General features: G+C 62.2%; 15 protein-coding genes and 1 pseudogene. 7 read left to right on the top strand and 9 right to left on the bottom strand.

The annotated features are described in order from the left end of the window. Window positions 1-6: 6 nt before the first annotated feature. From ureG to AC6CH3_RS03410, 8 genes are all read right to left on the bottom strand, one after another. Window positions 7-624, bottom strand: coding sequence for an urease accessory protein UreG (gene ureG, locus AC6CH3_RS03445; RefSeq protein ID WP_498131121.1), 618 nt, complete (start codon window positions 622-624; stop codon window positions 7-9). 12 nt (window positions 625-636) lie between these two features. Beyond that, on the bottom strand, window positions 637-1,302 hold the full coding sequence (locus tag AC6CH3_RS03440; RefSeq protein WP_498131120.1) for an urease accessory protein UreF: 666 nt from the start codon (window positions 1,300-1,302) through the stop codon (window positions 637-639). A gap of 129 nt (window positions 1,303-1,431) precedes the next feature. Continuing rightward, window positions 1,432-1,917, bottom strand: a complete 486-nt coding sequence (gene ureE / locus AC6CH3_RS03435; RefSeq protein WP_498131119.1) for an urease accessory protein UreE — start codon at window positions 1,915-1,917, stop codon at window positions 1,432-1,434. 24 nt (window positions 1,918-1,941) lie between these two features. Then, window positions 1,942-3,687, bottom strand: coding sequence for an urease subunit alpha (gene ureC / locus AC6CH3_RS03430; RefSeq protein WP_498131118.1), 1,746 nt, complete (start codon window positions 3,685-3,687; stop codon window positions 1,942-1,944). Next, on the bottom strand, window positions 3,684-4,031 hold the full coding sequence (locus AC6CH3_RS03425; protein WP_498131117.1) for an urease subunit beta: 348 nt from the start codon (window positions 4,029-4,031) through the stop codon (window positions 3,684-3,686). Before AC6CH3_RS03425 ends, ureC begins: the two co-directional genes overlap by 4 nt. An 8-nt stretch (window positions 4,032-4,039) precedes the next feature. After that, window positions 4,040-4,342 carry an urease subunit gamma gene (locus AC6CH3_RS03420; protein ID WP_494033414.1) on the bottom strand — a complete coding sequence of 101 codons (303 nt, stop codon included), beginning with the start codon at window positions 4,340-4,342 and terminating at the stop codon, window positions 4,040-4,042. A gap of 104 nt (window positions 4,343-4,446) precedes the next feature. Then, a complete protein-coding gene (locus tag AC6CH3_RS03415) occupies window positions 4,447-5,001 on the bottom strand; it encodes a cysteine hydrolase family protein (RefSeq protein WP_498131116.1) in 555 nt (184 codons plus the stop codon). Between the two features lie 85 nt (window positions 5,002-5,086). Next, the gene (locus AC6CH3_RS03410; RefSeq protein ID WP_498131115.1) at window positions 5,087-6,091 is read right to left on the bottom strand and encodes a LacI family DNA-binding transcriptional regulator; all 1,005 of its coding nucleotides are present in this window, start codon (window positions 6,089-6,091) and stop codon (window positions 5,087-5,089) included. 271 nt (window positions 6,092-6,362) lie between these two features. Between AC6CH3_RS03410 and AC6CH3_RS03405 the strand changes: the two are divergent. After that, window positions 6,363-7,664, top strand: a pseudogene (locus AC6CH3_RS03405) (glutamyl-tRNA reductase); the annotation flags it as partial. A 42-nt stretch (window positions 7,665-7,706) separates the two neighbouring features. Here AC6CH3_RS03405 and AC6CH3_RS03400 read toward each other — a convergent pair. After that, the gene (locus AC6CH3_RS03400; protein ID WP_498131114.1) at window positions 7,707-8,585 is read right to left on the bottom strand and encodes a LysR substrate-binding domain-containing protein; all 879 of its coding nucleotides are present in this window, start codon (window positions 8,583-8,585) and stop codon (window positions 7,707-7,709) included. A 93-nt stretch (window positions 8,586-8,678) separates the two neighbouring features. Between AC6CH3_RS03400 and AC6CH3_RS03395 the strand changes: the two genes are divergently transcribed. The 6 genes from AC6CH3_RS03395 to AC6CH3_RS03370 all read left to right on the top strand — a co-directional run bounded on the left by AC6CH3_RS03395 (window position 8,679) and on the right by AC6CH3_RS03370 (window position 14,702). Further along, the gene (locus AC6CH3_RS03395; RefSeq protein ID WP_498131113.1) at window positions 8,679-9,908 is read left to right on the top strand and encodes a four-carbon acid sugar kinase family protein; all 1,230 of its coding nucleotides are present in this window, start codon (window positions 8,679-8,681) and stop codon (window positions 9,906-9,908) included. Next, entirely contained in the window at window positions 9,905-10,879 is a 975-nt protein-coding gene (pdxA, locus tag AC6CH3_RS03390) for a 4-hydroxythreonine-4-phosphate dehydrogenase PdxA (protein WP_498131112.1), read from the top strand. Before AC6CH3_RS03395 ends, pdxA begins: the two co-directional genes overlap by 4 nt. Before the next feature lie 73 nt (window positions 10,880-10,952). Next, window positions 10,953-11,645 (top strand): hypothetical protein, encoded by a 693-nt coding sequence (locus AC6CH3_RS03385; protein ID WP_498131111.1) that lies wholly within the window; start codon window positions 10,953-10,955, stop codon window positions 11,643-11,645. Window positions 11,646-11,855: 210 nt separating this feature from the next. Beyond that, window positions 11,856-12,818, top strand: a complete 963-nt coding sequence (locus AC6CH3_RS03380) for an amino acid ABC transporter permease (protein WP_498131110.1) — start codon at window positions 11,856-11,858, stop codon at window positions 12,816-12,818. Further along, a complete protein-coding gene (locus AC6CH3_RS03375; RefSeq protein ID WP_498131109.1) occupies window positions 12,818-13,585 on the top strand; it encodes an amino acid ABC transporter ATP-binding protein in 768 nt (255 codons plus the stop codon). Before AC6CH3_RS03380 ends, AC6CH3_RS03375 begins: the two co-directional genes overlap by 1 nt. 100 nt (window positions 13,586-13,685) lie before the next feature. After that, window positions 13,686-14,702, top strand: coding sequence for an ABC transporter substrate-binding protein (locus tag AC6CH3_RS03370; protein ID WP_498131108.1), 1,017 nt, complete (start codon window positions 13,686-13,688; stop codon window positions 14,700-14,702). The last annotated feature ends 4 nt before the right edge of the window (window positions 14,703-14,706 follow it).

Raw genomic sequence — 14,706 nt, 5'->3', positions numbered from 1 at the left:
TTGTGCTCATTGGGCCAGGTCGAGCATCAGGACATCGCGCCGCACCCAGTCGATGACGGCGTCGAGCCCTTCGTCGGTTTTGAGGTTGGTGAAGCAGAAGGGCTTGTCGCCGCGGAAGTCCTTGGAGTCCCGCTCCATAACCGCGAGGTCGGCGCCGACGTGGGGTGCGAGGTCCGTTTTGTTGATGATGAACAGGTCGGACTTGATCATGCCCTGCCCTGCTTTTCGGGGGATCTTCTCGCCCTGGGCCACGTCGATGATGTAGATCGAGAAGTCAACGAGCTCGGGGCTGAAGGTGGCAGAGAGGTTGTCGCCGCCGGATTCCACGAAGATGACCTGCAGGTCAGGGTGGCGTTTCTTGAGCTCCTCGATGGCGGCCGTGTTCATCGACGTGTCTTCGCGGATGGCGGTGTGCGGGCAGCCGCCGGTTTCGACGCCGATGATCCTGTCCTCGGGGAGGATGCCGTTCGCTGCAAGGATTTTGGCGTCCTCGATGGTGTAGATGTCGTTGGTGATGGCGGCCATGGAGATTTCCCGGCTCATGTGGCGGGTGAGCCGCTCCACGAGCTGGGTCTTGCCGGCGCCAACCGGTCCGCCGATGCCGATCTTGATGGGTTCAGACATGCTGTCCTCCTGCTAGCTCATGAACATGCGGGCACGTTGGCGTTCGTGCCGCATCTGTGAGATTTCCAGTCCGGGGCTGACGGCCCCGAAGTCGTCCGGCGTAAGGTGGCCAACCCGTTCGACGGCGGCAGCAACGCCGTCGGACGCTGCCCGCAGCAGCCGCTGGCCGGCGTTCTGCCCCAGCGGAACGGCACGGACGGCGTTCTGCGTGAGCGAGGTGACCGTCGCAAAGAGGTAGGCCGCGAGCGCCTCCGGCAGGGGCACACCCAGGGAACGGGCGACGACGGCGAACGCCAGCGGCTGATGGCCGGCGGCGCGGCCCGCACCCACCAGCTCCCGGTACTCCGTCAGCTCCGGAGAAGGAAACACCTCGGATCCGATCTCCAGCAGCCGGGCACCCATCTTGGTGCTGGCTTCACGCAGCTGCCGCGGCAAAAGCTGGGCCGACAGTAGCGAATCCAGCTCCGTCACAGATACCCCTTCATAGAGGAACCGAATGGCCAGCCCGTCGGAGTAAGTGAGCTGCTGGGAAATAAATGCGCCCAGCCAAACGCCAAAAGAAGCCTCATCGACCACGACGCCACGATCGATATACGTCTCAAACCCGAGCGAGTGCGCGAAAGCCCCAGTAGGCAGCGCGGAGTCGGTGAGCTGCTGCAGCGCCAGCTGATAGCTCACCGAAGTGCCGCCCAAGGTGAGGAAGCAAAGCGACGCGAGGGATATGGGGCCGCGGCGTGGCGGGCACCGCGAAGCGGGCACGGCCCCATATCCCTCGCGGCGTCCCCAGCCGCACCCGCGGCGGGAATGTTAGTGGCTGTGTTCGGCATGGCGGAAAGGCACGGGCAGAACGCGTTCCTGGCGGTCGTAGGGCACTCCCACGTGGCGAAGGTAGTCCTCGACAGTATGGTCGTAGGCGCACACCATGACCTCGGCGCCGTACTCGGAGGAAGCGTCGAAGAACTGGGCCTGCAGATGGCGGTTGCCGAGGGAGTGGGCCACGAGGCCCATCTCGTGGATGGTCCGGGGCGCCACCACCAGGACGTCGGTGGGCAGCACGGACACCACGATCATGCTGGTTTCGGCCACGTGCAGGATGTCGCCGTCGCGGAGGTCCCCGGAGCCGGACGGCAGCCGGATGCCGATTTCCGTGCCGTGGTCCGTGGTGACGCGCTGGATACGCTTGACCAGCTCGGCGCTGGGAAGCACCACTTTTTCCGTGTGCAGCCCGGCGAAGACCGCGGTCTCCGCCTCAGGGAGGTCGCGCAGGTTGCCGAGGATTTTTTCGATGATCACATGGGGCTCCGGATGGTTGGGGACTCAGAAGAGGAAATAGCGCTGTGCCATGGGCAGCACGTCCGCCGGTTCGCAGGTGACGTCCTCGCCGTCCACGGAAACCTTGTACGTTTCCGGGTCCACCTGGATGTCCGGGGTGGCGTCGTTGTACTTGAGGTCGGCCTTGGACAGCGACCGGATCCCGGAGACGGGCCGGATGATCTTCTGCAGGCCCAGCTCCTCCGGCACCCCCGCATCGATGGCGGCCTGGGACAGGAACGTGATGGAGCACTGCTGCACGGCCTTGCCGAAAGCGGCGAACATCGGGCGCATGGTCCGCGGCTGGGGCGTGGGAATGGAGGCGTTGGCGTCGCCCATCAGTGCATAGGCGATCTGCCCTCCCTTGAGCACCAGCTCGGGCTTGACCCCGAAGAACGCCGGGTCCCAGAGGACGAGGTCCGCGAACTTGCCCTCTTCCACCGAGCCGATGGAATCCGCCATGCCCTGCGCGATGGCCGCGTTGATGGTGTACTTGGCCACATAGCGTTTGAGGCGGAAGTTGTCGCTTCCGGGTCCCAGACCAGCAGCGGAACCGTGCTCCTCACCCGAGGGGTCCTTCAGTACGCCCCGCTGTTTCTTCATCTTGTCCGCCACCTGCCAGGTCCGGGTGATCACCTCGCCCACCCGGCCCATGGCCTGGGAGTCGGAGGAGGTGATGGCGAAGATTCCCAGGTCCTGGAGTACGTCCTCGGCGGCGATGGTCTCCGCGCGGATGCGGGAGTCTGCGAAGGCCACATCCTCCGGGATGTCCGGGTTGAGGTGGTGGCACACCATGAGCATGTCCAGGTGCTCTTCGATGGTGTTCCGCGTGTACGGCAGCGTGGGGTTGGTGGAGGCTGGCAGGACGTTCGGCAGTCCGGCGATCCTGATGATGTCCGGGGCGTGCCCGCCGCCGGCGCCCTCCGTGTGGAACGTGTGGATGACCCGGCCCGCGATGGCCCGGATGGTGTCCTCCACGAAGCCGCACTCGTTAAGGGTGTCGGTATGGATGGCCACCTGGACGTCGTATTCGTCGGCCACTTTCAGGGAGTTGTCGATCGAGGAGGTGGTGGATCCCCAGTCCTCATGGATCTTGAGCCCGACGGCTCCGGCCCGGATCTGTTCGGCCAGCGGTTCGACGGCGGAGGCGTGCCCCTTGCCGAACAGCCCGATGTTGATGGGCATCCCTTCGGCGGCCTGCAGCATCCGCTGGATGTGCCACTTGCCGGGGGTAACAGTGGTGGCTTTCGTGCCTTCCGCCGGACCCGTGCCGCCGCCCACCATGGTGGTGACGCCGCTGGCGAGGGCCGTGGGCACCTGGTCCGGGGAAATGAAGTGGATATGGGTGTCCACGCCGCCGGCCGTGAGGATCTTCCGTTCCCCGGCGATGATTTCGGTGCTTGCGCCGATCACGATGTCCACACCGTCGGTGATCTGCGGGTTACCGGCCTTGCCGATCTTAAAGATGTGGCCGTCCTTGAGTGCGACATCCGCCTTGTAGATGCCGGTGTAGTCGAGGATGACCACGTTGGTAATCACGGTGTCCGGGACGTCTTCATCCCGCACCACCTGGCCGTTCTGGCCCATGCCGTCGCGGATCACCTTGCCGCCGCCGAACACCACTTCCTCGCCATAAGCGGTGAGATCCTTCTCGATCTCGAGGAACAGATCGGTGTCCGCGAGGCGGATGGCGTCGCCCGTCGTCGGGCCGTAAAGGTCCGCGTACTGCCTGCGTGAAAGCTCGAAACTCATTGCGTTCCCCCTGCCGTCGCCTGTGCTATCCCTGCCGCCCCAAGGCTGCCGTTGACCGCGTTGCTCAGCCCGAACACCTCGCGGCTGCCCGCGAGCTCGATGAGGCGCACCGTCCTGCTGTCTCCGGGCTCAAACCGCGCAGCGGTTCCCGCCGGGATGTCGAGCCGGCGCCCGTACGCGGCCTGGCGGTCGAATGTCAGCGCGCTGTTCGCCTCGGCGAAGTGGTAGTGCGAGCCCACCTGCACGGGGCGGTCGCCGGTATTGACGACGACGACGTCGATCGCCTCGCGTCCCGCATTGACCGTCAGCGGTTCGTTCCGCAGGACGTATTCTCCCGGAATCATGGTGCCCCCTATCGGATCGGATCGTGGACGGTGACGAGCTTGGTGCCGTCGGGGAAAGTCGCCTCGACCTGGACATCGTGGATCATCTCCGGGACGCCTTCCATGACGTCGTCGCGGCTCAGGAGGGTGGTGCCGTAGCTCATGAGCTCGGCAACCGTCCGCCCGTCCCGTGCCCCTTCGATCAGTTCGTAGCTGATGATGGCCACAGCCTCCGGAAAGTTCAGCTTAAGCCCGCGCGCTTGGCGGCGGCGTGCGAGGTCGGCTGCGACCACGATCATGAGCTTTTCCTGCTCGCGGGGCATCAGATGCATACCGGGATCCCTTCTAGGACGGACACCCCCGCAGCATGCGGGTGCACGCGCCCGGCGGTGTGTGACCAGCGTAATCCGCGGACGTTTCAGCAAGATTTCCTGGGCTAGCTGCCCTTCATCCGTGTTGCGATGTCGTCTGTGGACAGCACCGGCTGGCGGTATTCGTCGGACAGGATCCGCAGCATGTCTGCCGCGGCCCGCTCGTTCCCGGATGCCATGGCCTCCTCGGCGTAGACGACGCGGAAGTTGTGGGCGAAGGCGTCGGCCGCCGTCTGGGCAATGCAGTTGTGCGTGGCGACGCCCGCGAGCACCAGTTCCTCGACGCCCCAGTTCCGCAGCCGGGACAGCAGGTCGGTTCCGGCGAAGGCGCTGTCGCGCGTTTTAACCAGGCGGGGCAGTCCGTCGGTCTGAAGTCCGGGAACGTAGTCGGCCTGGCCGGAACCGCGGAAGATGAATCCCTGGTCGTCGTCCAGCATATTCAGGGACCAGGTGGACTTGTCCCGCTCGTGCTCGGTTCCGACCAGCAGAACCTTGGCGCCGCTTGCGGCCGACTCCCCGATGAGACGGTTACAGGCCTGAACCAGGGCGTCCTGCCGCGGAGCGAGGGCAGGATCCTCGAAGTAGGCGTTCTGCATATCGATGACCAGCAGGGCAATCATTGCGGTTCCTTTCCGTTGTTAGGGAGACGGAGGCCACAGGTTTCATGTACCCACGAAAGCGCCGGGATAACCCGAAGGGGCGGCTCTACGGTGCCGAGGCCCGGATCTTGAGCTCGAAACCCGCTTCGACGTGCACGCCGTCGTCGGACTTCTCCTTGCCTTCGATCCGGTCGATCAGGAGGCCGACAGAGCGCTCCGCGATTTCCTGCATGCCCGGCGCCACGGTGGTGAGCGCCGGGGAGGCGAAGCGGGCCTCATCAATATCGTCAAAGCCTGCCACGGCAACGTCCTGCGGAACCTTGACGCCGCGGATGAGGAGTTCATGCAGGGCTCCCAGTGCGAGGGCGTCGTTCAATCCGAAGACGGCGTCGAACGGCACTGCACTGTCCAACAGTGCAGCCACCGCGGAGGCTCCGGCATCCCGGCGCCACTCGGACGGGACGATGAGTGCCGGTTCAAAGTCCACCCCGGCGTCCTTGAGCGCCTGCCGGTAGCCGGTGAGCCGCAGCCCCGGACTTCCCGCGCTGTCCTCCGGTGATGCTCCGATCACTGCTATGCGGCGCCGTCCTCCGGCCAGCAGGTGGGCTGTCATCGCCTGGGCCGCCCGGACATTTTTCATGGTGACGGTATCGAACCGCGGGTCCTGGATATGCTCTCCCAGCATCACGAGCGGCTTGCCTCCGCGCCGGTCCGCCACGATGTCCGGATCCAGCCTCAGCGGGGTGAACAGGAGCCCGTCCGTCAGCTGGCGGAACGGACCATGCAACGCACTGAGCTCGTTCTCCTCGAGTGCGGCGGACTGCTCCACGAGCACACGGTAACCGCGGGCGGAGGCAACAGTCATGAGGCGCGAGGCCAGCTCTGCGTAATACGGGGCTGAAAGGTCGGCCAAAACCAGGCCGAGCATGCGCGACTTGCCGGAGCGGAGGCTCCGGGCCGTCAGGTTGGCCTCGTAGCCGAGCTCGTTAATGGCGTCCAGCACCTTCTGCTTTGTGGCCGGCCTGATGAACTCATAGTCGTTGAGGACATTGGACACGGTTTTCAGGGACACCCCTGCCACGCGGGCAACATCATTCATGGTCACAGCCATCCGAGGCTCCTTCTCACGGCAACATCTCGGTACATCGTTGCAGAATGCTAAACGCGCCGCCCCGGCCGCAAGAATTTTCCAAGGTGGCGAGCCCACGCTGTCTCCAGGTCCAAGCTCTGTGGCCAGGCAAAGGCGCCTGGCCACAGGGTGCCGGGGGGCCCCGTCGTCGTAAAGGAAGTTAGGGAACCAGGGGGTTGCAGTGCCAGAAGGTCTCGAGATACCGGTCGAATCGGAGGGCTATGCAGCCGGGCACCCGGCCCCGGATGCCCAGCTGTTTGCCGTGGTCGGCTCGCACCGCGGCACCGGCCTGGACTTCCTTGCGCGGCTGGGGGCAGGCCCGCGCCGGATCACACCCGCAGCCTTGGCCGCATCCCCAGGCATAGCCGGCACTGTGGTGCTGTCGACGTGCAACCGGTTCGAGGTCTACTTCGAGATTGCTGCCGGCACGGAGCCCTCCGCAGCCCGGAGCCGCGTGCTGTCGATTATCGGTGAGTGCTCCGGCGTTGGCGGCGAAGAACTCCGCGGGTCCTTGGACTTTCTGTCCGGTGAGGCGATGACGGCGCACCTCTTCTCCGTAGGTGCCGGCCTGGATTCGGCGGTGATCGGCGAACGCGAAATTGCGGGGCAGCTCCGACGGGCCCTGGCAGCAGCACAGGAATCGGGGGCGGCCAGCGGCGCTTTGATCCGCCTGTTCCAGGCAGCCTCACGCGCCGCACGCGACGTCGGATCCCTGACCGCGCTCGGCGACGCCGGGCGCTCCATGGTCTCTGTCGCCCTGGATCTGGCCGCCGCTAAGCTGGGGCGCGACGGGGTTGCCGCGTTGTCGGTGGTTGTCATCGGCACCGGAGCCTATGCAGGCTCCACCCTGGCGCTGCTGGCAGCCGGGCACTGTGACAACGTCTCCGTCTTTTCATGGTCCGGACGCGCCGAGGCCTTCGCCGCAGCCCGCGGCGCTGCTGCCCTGGTGCGCTCCGAGCTGCCCGCGGCAATCCAAGGCGCCGATGTGGTGATCGGCTGCAGCGGCCGCGGAACCCGGCTCGGGGCAGATGAATTCAGGCGGTTCCGGCAGGCCGCGCAGGAACGCCTCATTGTCGTCGACCTGGCCCTGAACCGCGACTTCGAGCCGGAGACCGGTGAGCTGCCCGGGGTCGAACTCATCACCCTGGACGACGTGCGGATGGCCTCACCCCGTGAGCACTCTGCCGTCGTCCAGGAGGCCGCCGAACTCGTCCGGCAGGCTGCGCTGCGGTTCGAAGAAGACCAGCGGGCCCGTCTCCTGGACCCAGCGATCGTGGCGCTGCGGAGCCACATGCAGCGGGTTCTGGTCAGCGAGGTGGCGCGGGTCAAGAACCAGCATGGCTGCACCGCCACCGCGGAAGCCGTGGAGTTCGCTTTGCGGCGTGTAGTCCGGCAACTCATGCATGTGCCCACCGCCCGGGCACGGGAACTGGCGGCGTCCGGCCGGCAGGGCGACTACACCGCAGCACTCGAAGCCCTGTACGGCCTGAATGTTGAGCCCGCCTCGGGATCAACCAGATCAGCGTCACCTGACCCCTTGGAAGAACTGACGTCCGCCACTACCTCGCCGCCCGGCCCGGCGCGTCCCATGGAGCGGCTAGGAGTGGCGCATTTCGTGTATAAACCACTCGCGAATGAGGGCAACCCTGGTGTCGCTCGGGTCTCTTGAGAGGAATACATACTTGCTGCCATCTTCAACGAACCCGAGGGGTGCTACGAGACGGCCGTCGCGGAGATCGTCCGCGACCAGTGCGTAGGGGCCTATGGCCACGCCAACTCCGGCGGCGGCAGCCTGCAGTGAGAGATAGAAATGCTCAAAGGTCGTCTCGCTTCGGGTTGGGAATTCGGGTGCTGAGGCGTTTTCTTGCCAGTTCGTCCAGGCTCCGGGTCGTGTAGCCGAATGGAGTAGTGGAAGTGATCCGAGATCCTCAACTGACGTGATCTTGCTTGCCATGTCAGGACTGCAGACCGGGCCAATTCTTTCGGACGACAGGATGGTGCTGTCCATTTGGCGCGGTATGGCGAAGTCGTTGCGGCGCACGGCGATGTCAACGCCTTGGCGCGCAAGGTCGATTCTGCCGCCTGCGCCGGAGAGGTGAAGATCAACGCCTGGGACGGCTTGATAAAGGGCCGGCAGCCGCGGAAGCAACCATCGCATCAGCAATGTGGGCTCACACGACAGGACCAGACTGTCACTATGCCGGAGATTCTGAACGCGCCTGGTTGCTGAGGACAAAAGGTTGAGGGCATCGGTTATTTGGGACGCGTAGTCCACCGCGTCCTGCGTTGGAACGATTGCACGGTTACGGCGCTCAAAAAGGGTCAGGCCCAGAGAACCTTCGAGGGCCTGGATCTGCCTGCTCACGGCGCCGTGGGTGAGGTGCAGTTCCGCGGCTGCCGCGGTGACGCTTCCCAATCTGACTGTACTTTCAAAGGCAACCAAGGTCCCCAAGGGCGGCAAATCTGGCCAAATCATGTGAGTAATTCTCACACATGAGTGCTAAAGAATCCATTTTTATTTGGTCTTCACGGTGGGACAGTTGAGTGAACCTAACGTGAAGGACGAAAAATGCTGGACAAGGCAGTACTCCCCAAGCGCACTACGACGCTTCGCGATGGTGGCAAGGACTTCAAGATCGGTGTTCTCGCTGACGATCTGACATCGGCGGGTGACGGTGCTGGCCCGTTCCGGGCCTTGGGGATCCCTGCGAGTATCTTCCTCGGCACGGTCGAGGGTGATCTCCGAGCGGGCGTCTCTGCCGTCGATGTGAACACACGTTCCCAGGATGCAGGGACAGCCGTTTCCGAAACCGTCCGTTGTACACGGCGGATTAAAGATGCCGACGTCCTGTTCAAGACCGTTGATTCCACCCTGCGGGGCCATGTAGCCGCTGAGATCGAGGCGGCACTTGCGGAGAGCGGGCGAATGACCGCTGTGATTGCGCCGGCATTTCCAGCTGAAGGACGAACCACCCATGGCGGCGTTCAGCTCCTTGACGGCGTTCCGGTGTCGGAAACGCATTTCGGGCTGGATGCTGCCAATCCCGCCAAGGAAAGCAACCTTAGAAGGCTCTTTCCTCATGCGAACCTGATCGATGCAGCCACTTCCTGGAACCACCGCGTGGGTAAAGAACGGATCCTGATTGCGGATGCCCAATCTGACGCTGACCTGGACCTTCTGGTTGAACACCCGGATTCGCTTGCGGATGTTCTATGGGTTGGTTCACCTGGGTTGGCAGCTGCGGTTGCCAAGAGGTGCGCCGCTTCGTCAGCTGCGATGCCGGTGCCGGCGACCACACGGTCCACACGTGTATTGATTGTTGTCGGGAGCCTGCATCCGTCGAGCAGGGAACAGCTTGATGTGGTCCTGGCTCTGCCTTCCTCGGAGGGGCAACGCTCAGCGTCTGCCGAGACCGCGAGCCCGGCAGACCTGGTTGAAAGAGTCGTCGAGGAGCTATCGGCTAACGGATATTCGGCCTTGCATGACCCTTTTGCCTCCCACTCCACGGGGGAGGCCGACAACTGGCTGGCCTCGACTGTCCAGGAGCTGTTCGACGCAAATGCATTCGACGCGCTCATTCTCACCGGTGGCCAGACTGCGCGAAGCGTGCTGGACAGGCTGGGTTCGCGCCAGATCGACGTCCTCTCTGAGCCCGAACCGGGCATAACTCTCGGAATCCTGGATCATCCCGCACACGTGCCGGTCCTGATCAAGGCCGGTGGCTTCGGAAATCCCCGGACGCTCATCCGGCTAAAAAACCTTCTGCTCGAACTCCAAGACACTGAGGAAGAATCATGAAACCAATTGCATTGACGATGGGAGACCCGTCTGGCGTCGGGCCGGAGATCGTCATGAAACTGATGGCCGAGCCAGGACTTAACGTTCCTGCACTTGTCATAGGCGACATCGGCGTACTGAACAGGGCTGCCACGCAGAGCAGCCTTGCGTTGGAAGCCCGGGCCATCACCATGTCCGAGTTCCGGCCGGACGCTCCTTACGTTCAGGTGCTCGCTGTAACGGAGTTGCCGGAAGACCTGCCATTGGGAAAGGTCCAGGCACAGTCAGGGCAAGCGGCCTTCGACTACGTCAAGGCGGGCATTGACGCTGCCCTCGCCGGTGAGGTTTCGGCGCTGGTCACGGCTCCCATCAACAAGGAGGCGATGCGGTTGGCAGGCCTTCCCTATCCTGGACATACCGAGATCCTGGCGGAGCTCAGCCAGTGCGATGACTACACGATGATGATGTCCAGCGACGATCTTCGCGTAGTCCTTGTGACCATCCACGAATCCTTGAAGAACGCCATAGAGCTGGTCACCACGGAAAGCATCTTGCGGTCGATCCGCCTCGCCCACACCGCCATGGTCAAAGCCGGAATCCCTGAACCACGGATCGGGGTGGCCGGCCTGAATCCGCACGCCGGCGAGAACGGCCTCATGGGAACCGAGGAATTGGAGATCATTCAGCCGGCGGTCGAGAAAGCCATCGCTGAAGGAATTTCTGCCTCCGGGCCGTGGCCACCAGACACAGTGTTCCTGCGTGCACGTCAAGGCCATTTCGACGTCGTGGTCGCCCAGTACCACGACCAGGGCCTCATTCCGTTCAAATACCTCGGTCTTGAACGTGGAGTCAACGTCACCATCGGGCTGCCGTTCGTGCGCACCAGTGTGGACCACGGAACAGCCTTCGACATCGTAGGCCGCGGTATCGCCGACCACCGAAGCCTGCTCGTAGCACTTCACCATGCAGTCCGGATGACAGGGGCACAGTGACCCCGCCCCCAACAAGGGATCGGGAATCCCGGCCCCCTATCCGCTATTTCTCCCCTGAAAGGAACCAACTCCTATGGAATTCATCTTCATGCTCACCCGCGATGATCAGACCGTGAAGGACTGCCTCGACGTTCTGACCGAAATCGAGGACGTCCCCCTGAAGCACATCGGCTTCAAAGACATCGGCGTCACGCCTGAGGTTCTCCGCGAGCTTCACACCCGAATCAAAGCCCGGGGAGCCGCAACCCACCTCGAAGTGGTCAGCACCGACCGCGACGCCGCACTGCAGTCAACCAAAATGGCAGTAGATCTGGGTGTGGATTATCTCCTTGGCGGCACCTTCGTCGACGAAACACTGGAGATACTCTCCGGTTCCAACGTGCAGTACCTCCCGTTCCCGGGACAACCGACAGGGCACCCCACGAAACTAGGTGGAACCGCGGAGGAAGTGGCCGCGCAATGCACCGCATTTGAACAGGCCGGAGCCGCGGGAGTTGACCTGCTCGCCTTCCGGGCAACCGACGCCGAGCCACTGGACTTGGTGAAGGCAGCGCGCAAAGCCACGCAAGGCACGCTCGTGGTCGCAGGAAGCATCTCGTCCATCTCCCAAATTGAAGCACTCGCGGCAGCGGGAGCAGACGCCTTTACCATCGGCCAGGCAGCCTTCACCGGAACCATCTCTCCCCGGTCTGGTTCCCTGCGTAGCCAACTCCAGGAAGCGCTCGCGGCCGCCGGAGCAACCGCCACATCCTCCGCGCTCAACTGAGCACAAGGATTAGCACCATGTGAAGCCGTCCGCGCTAGCCACTGCTCGGGGGAAGTGGCTAGCGCGGACATCGGACCTGCGACTGAGATATTTTCCAGGTCTTTTAAGTGCCTGATATAGGCACATAATTCAACAAAAAATTATCGGTAATTTTCAATTCATGGAGCCTATGCGCTCGATCGGCACCCAGGCAGGTAAGGCACGGCAACTATGCATAGCATTCAAAGCAAAGAGAACAATCGCGACCAAGAGTCGTTGCCTCGGACGGCGAATGTGGAAGAGGCATTCCCCATTGTTCGGCAGCGCCACATCGCGAAAAAGGTGGCATCGGTCATTGTGGCAGGCTTGGCCGTTGCAATGCTCATCTCCGTCCTGCTGAATGAGAATCTTCGCTGGGACATAGTCGCCGAGTACTTCACCGCCAAGACTATCCTTGAGGGCATATTTCTCACCCTTTGGCTGACAGTCGTCTGCATGGTGCTGGGAACAGTGCTCGGTGGTGTGATCGGCATTATGAGAATGTCCAGGAATAGGCTTCTCAATTCAATAGCTGGCTTTTACGTTTGGTTCTTCCGCGCCACCCCCGTTCTCGTTCAGCTCATTTTCTGGTTCAATTTGTCTGCACTGTATCCCACGCTGGGAATTGGTCTTCCGTTCGGGATGACGTTCCTGCAGGTGGAAACCAATGTGGTCATGACGCCCATTGTCGCTGCCATCCTCTGTTTGACCCTTAACGAGGCGGCCTACATGGCTGAGATCACCAGGGGTGGGTTCCTGGGCGTGGACCCCGGCCAAACCGAAGCGGCGAAGGCTCTCGGCATGGGGAGGTTCAATACGCTCAGAATCCTCATACCGCAGGCCATGAGAATGATCATTCCCCCCACAGGCAACCAGGTCATTTCGCTGCTCAAGGCCACCTCGCTTGTGAGTGTAGTTGGTATCGCGGATCTCCTGCACAGTGCACAGCTGATCTACGCCTCCAACTATCAAACGATTCCGCTGTTGACGGTGGCGGGACTCTGGTACCTGATGATCACGTCGGTGCTGAGCTATTTCCAGAGCCGCATTGAACGACGGCTCGCACGAGGATTTTCACCCCGGAACGGCGTATCAAAAAGGAAACTGAAAACCGGTCAGCCGATTGTGGCCCTACAAGAAAGCAACAACAACTGATGACTGACGATAAAGTTCTCGAAGTCAAGGATCTGCACAAACACTTTGGCGACAATACGGTATTATCGGGGATCGATTTCTCGATGAACCGCGGGGATGTTGTCTGCCTGTTGGGGCCCAGCGGTTCAGGTAAATCCACCATGCTGCGCTGTATGAATCTTCTGGAGAAGCCAGATGGTGGAAGTATCTATGTCAATGGCGAACGTATGGGTTACGAGTTCAAGCACAATAAATATCACGAGCTGAACGAAAGCGGCATCGCCCGGCAACGTGCCCGCATCGGGATGGTGTTTCAAAAGTTCAATCTCTTCCCGCACATGACTGCGCTTGAAAACGTGTGCGTCGCGCCTGGCTGGGTGAAAAGGGAGAACAAGAGCGAGATCGTCAAACGCGCCCACGCCCTGCTGAAACGGGTTGGCCTTGATAACAAGTCGTACCACTACCCCAGCCAGCTCTCCGGCGGACAACAGCAACGGGTTGCCATTGCCCGGGCCCTGGCCATGAACCCCGAAATGATGCTTTTCGACGAACCAACCTCCGCACTTGACCCCGAACTAGTCGGTGAAGTTCTGGAAGTCATGAAGGAACTCGCCACCGGAGGAACCAGCATGGTGGTCGTCACCCACGAAATCGGCTTCGCCCGGGAAGTGGGGGACGAAATCGTATTCCTCGACGGCGGAGTCATCGTCGAGAGAGGCAACCCTGCCGAAGTACTCCTCAACCCTAAAAACAGCCGGACCAAAGACTTCCTCAGCCAGGTCCTCTAAAACCTGCTAATTCCGCTGGGAAGTCACCGAAGACTTTCCCAGTAAGCGCTCTATCAATGTCCCCATCCCCATCCCCAATGACGTTAGGTGCAGTAACACCATGAAATTCAAAAATTCCAATAATCATCGGCTCGTCCTGAGTGCCGGATTCGCCGCCGTCGTGCTGGCACTGACAGCCTGCGGCGGAACCGCGGCCTCGACCGTGCCCGGAGAATCCAACAAGCCGATTGAAGTCCAGGGCGCGATGCCCGAACCGGCTGACCCGAAGTCCGTGAAAGAGTACACCAGCGTAGCCGGCATCAAGGCCAGCGAATCTGTGGCCTCCCTCGTGCCCAAGAACATCCGTGACAAAGGCGTCATCGTTTTCGGCGTCAGCCCAACGGCAGCCCCCACCACCTTCATCGGCTCGGACGGGCATACTTATGTCGGGATGAACGCGGACATTTCGCGCGCACTGGGAAAGATCCTGAACATCCAGATTTCCCATAAGAAAACAACCTTCGACGCACTTATCCCCGGGCTGCAGGCCAACCGCTTCGACGCTGCCATCGCCGACATGGGTGTGACCCTGGACCGTTTGAAAGTGATTGACCTGGTCGGCTACGCCCGCGGCGGGTTCGGCATTGCCACCAAGGTAGGAAATCCCCTCAACATCGGGGAAAAGACCATGTGCGGGCACAAGGTTGCAGTGACCCTGGGAAGCACCCAGGCAGTAACGAAGGGACCGGCCTACAGTGCAGAGTGCGAGGCCAATGGGAAACCCGCCATCAACCTTATCTCCGTCCCCAACCAGCAGGAGATGTACCTTCAGTTGCGCAGCGGCCAGGTGGACGCGGCATACACGGACGCGGTAAGTGCCGGCTGGGCAGAGAAACAGAACCCCAACGAGGTCGAATTGGGAGCCAGAATCCCCGGAACCGTACTCTCCATGGCGCTGCCGAAGGATTCTGAACTGACCCCGGCAATCGTCGCAGCCATCAAGCACCTGTCCAGCTTGCCTGAATACAAGGAGATCCTGACCAAATGGGGCATGGAATCCGCCATCCTCGACGCCCAGTACCTCGACTCCTACAAAGACATTCCGAGCCCTCCCCTCGCACCGCAGCCAGTCAAGTAGCCCA

It is taken from the genome of Arthrobacter sp. GQ119, from assembly GCF_059759125.1.
This window is presented reverse-complemented; position numbering and strand designations above follow the sequence as displayed.

What these genes read in the sequence shown, in the direction of transcription:
- ureG (WP_498131121.1), bottom strand. Translation starts at nt 624, where the DNA reads ATGTCTGAACCCATCAAGATCGGCATCGGCGGACCGGTTGGCGCCGGC.
- AC6CH3_RS03370 (WP_498131108.1), top strand. Translation starts at nt 13,686, where the DNA reads ATGAAATTCAAAAATTCCAATAATCATCGGCTCGTCCTGAGTGCCGGA.
- AC6CH3_RS03420 (WP_494033414.1), bottom strand. Translation starts at nt 4,342, where the DNA reads ATGCATCTGATGCCCCGCGAGCAGGAAAAGCTCATGATCGTGGTCGCA.
- ureC (WP_498131118.1), bottom strand. Translation starts at nt 3,687, where the DNA reads ATGAGTTTCGAGCTTTCACGCAGGCAGTACGCGGACCTTTACGGCCCG.
- AC6CH3_RS03395 (WP_498131113.1), top strand. Translation starts at nt 8,679, where the DNA reads ATGCTGGACAAGGCAGTACTCCCCAAGCGCACTACGACGCTTCGCGAT.
- pdxA (WP_498131112.1), top strand. Translation starts at nt 9,905, where the DNA reads ATGAAACCAATTGCATTGACGATGGGAGACCCGTCTGGCGTCGGGCCG.
- AC6CH3_RS03375 (WP_498131109.1), top strand. Translation starts at nt 12,818, where the DNA reads ATGACTGACGATAAAGTTCTCGAAGTCAAGGATCTGCACAAACACTTT.
- AC6CH3_RS03385 (WP_498131111.1), top strand. Translation starts at nt 10,953, where the DNA reads ATGGAATTCATCTTCATGCTCACCCGCGATGATCAGACCGTGAAGGAC.
- AC6CH3_RS03425 (WP_498131117.1), bottom strand. Translation starts at nt 4,031, where the DNA reads ATGATTCCGGGAGAATACGTCCTGCGGAACGAACCGCTGACGGTCAAT.
- AC6CH3_RS03400 (WP_498131114.1), bottom strand. Translation starts at nt 8,585, where the DNA reads ATGATTTGGCCAGATTTGCCGCCCTTGGGGACCTTGGTTGCCTTTGAA.
- AC6CH3_RS03410 (WP_498131115.1), bottom strand. Translation starts at nt 6,091, where the DNA reads ATGGCTGTGACCATGAATGATGTTGCCCGCGTGGCAGGGGTGTCCCTG.
- AC6CH3_RS03415 (WP_498131116.1), bottom strand. Translation starts at nt 5,001, where the DNA reads ATGATTGCCCTGCTGGTCATCGATATGCAGAACGCCTACTTCGAGGAT.
- AC6CH3_RS03380 (WP_498131110.1), top strand. Translation starts at nt 11,856, where the DNA reads ATGCATAGCATTCAAAGCAAAGAGAACAATCGCGACCAAGAGTCGTTG.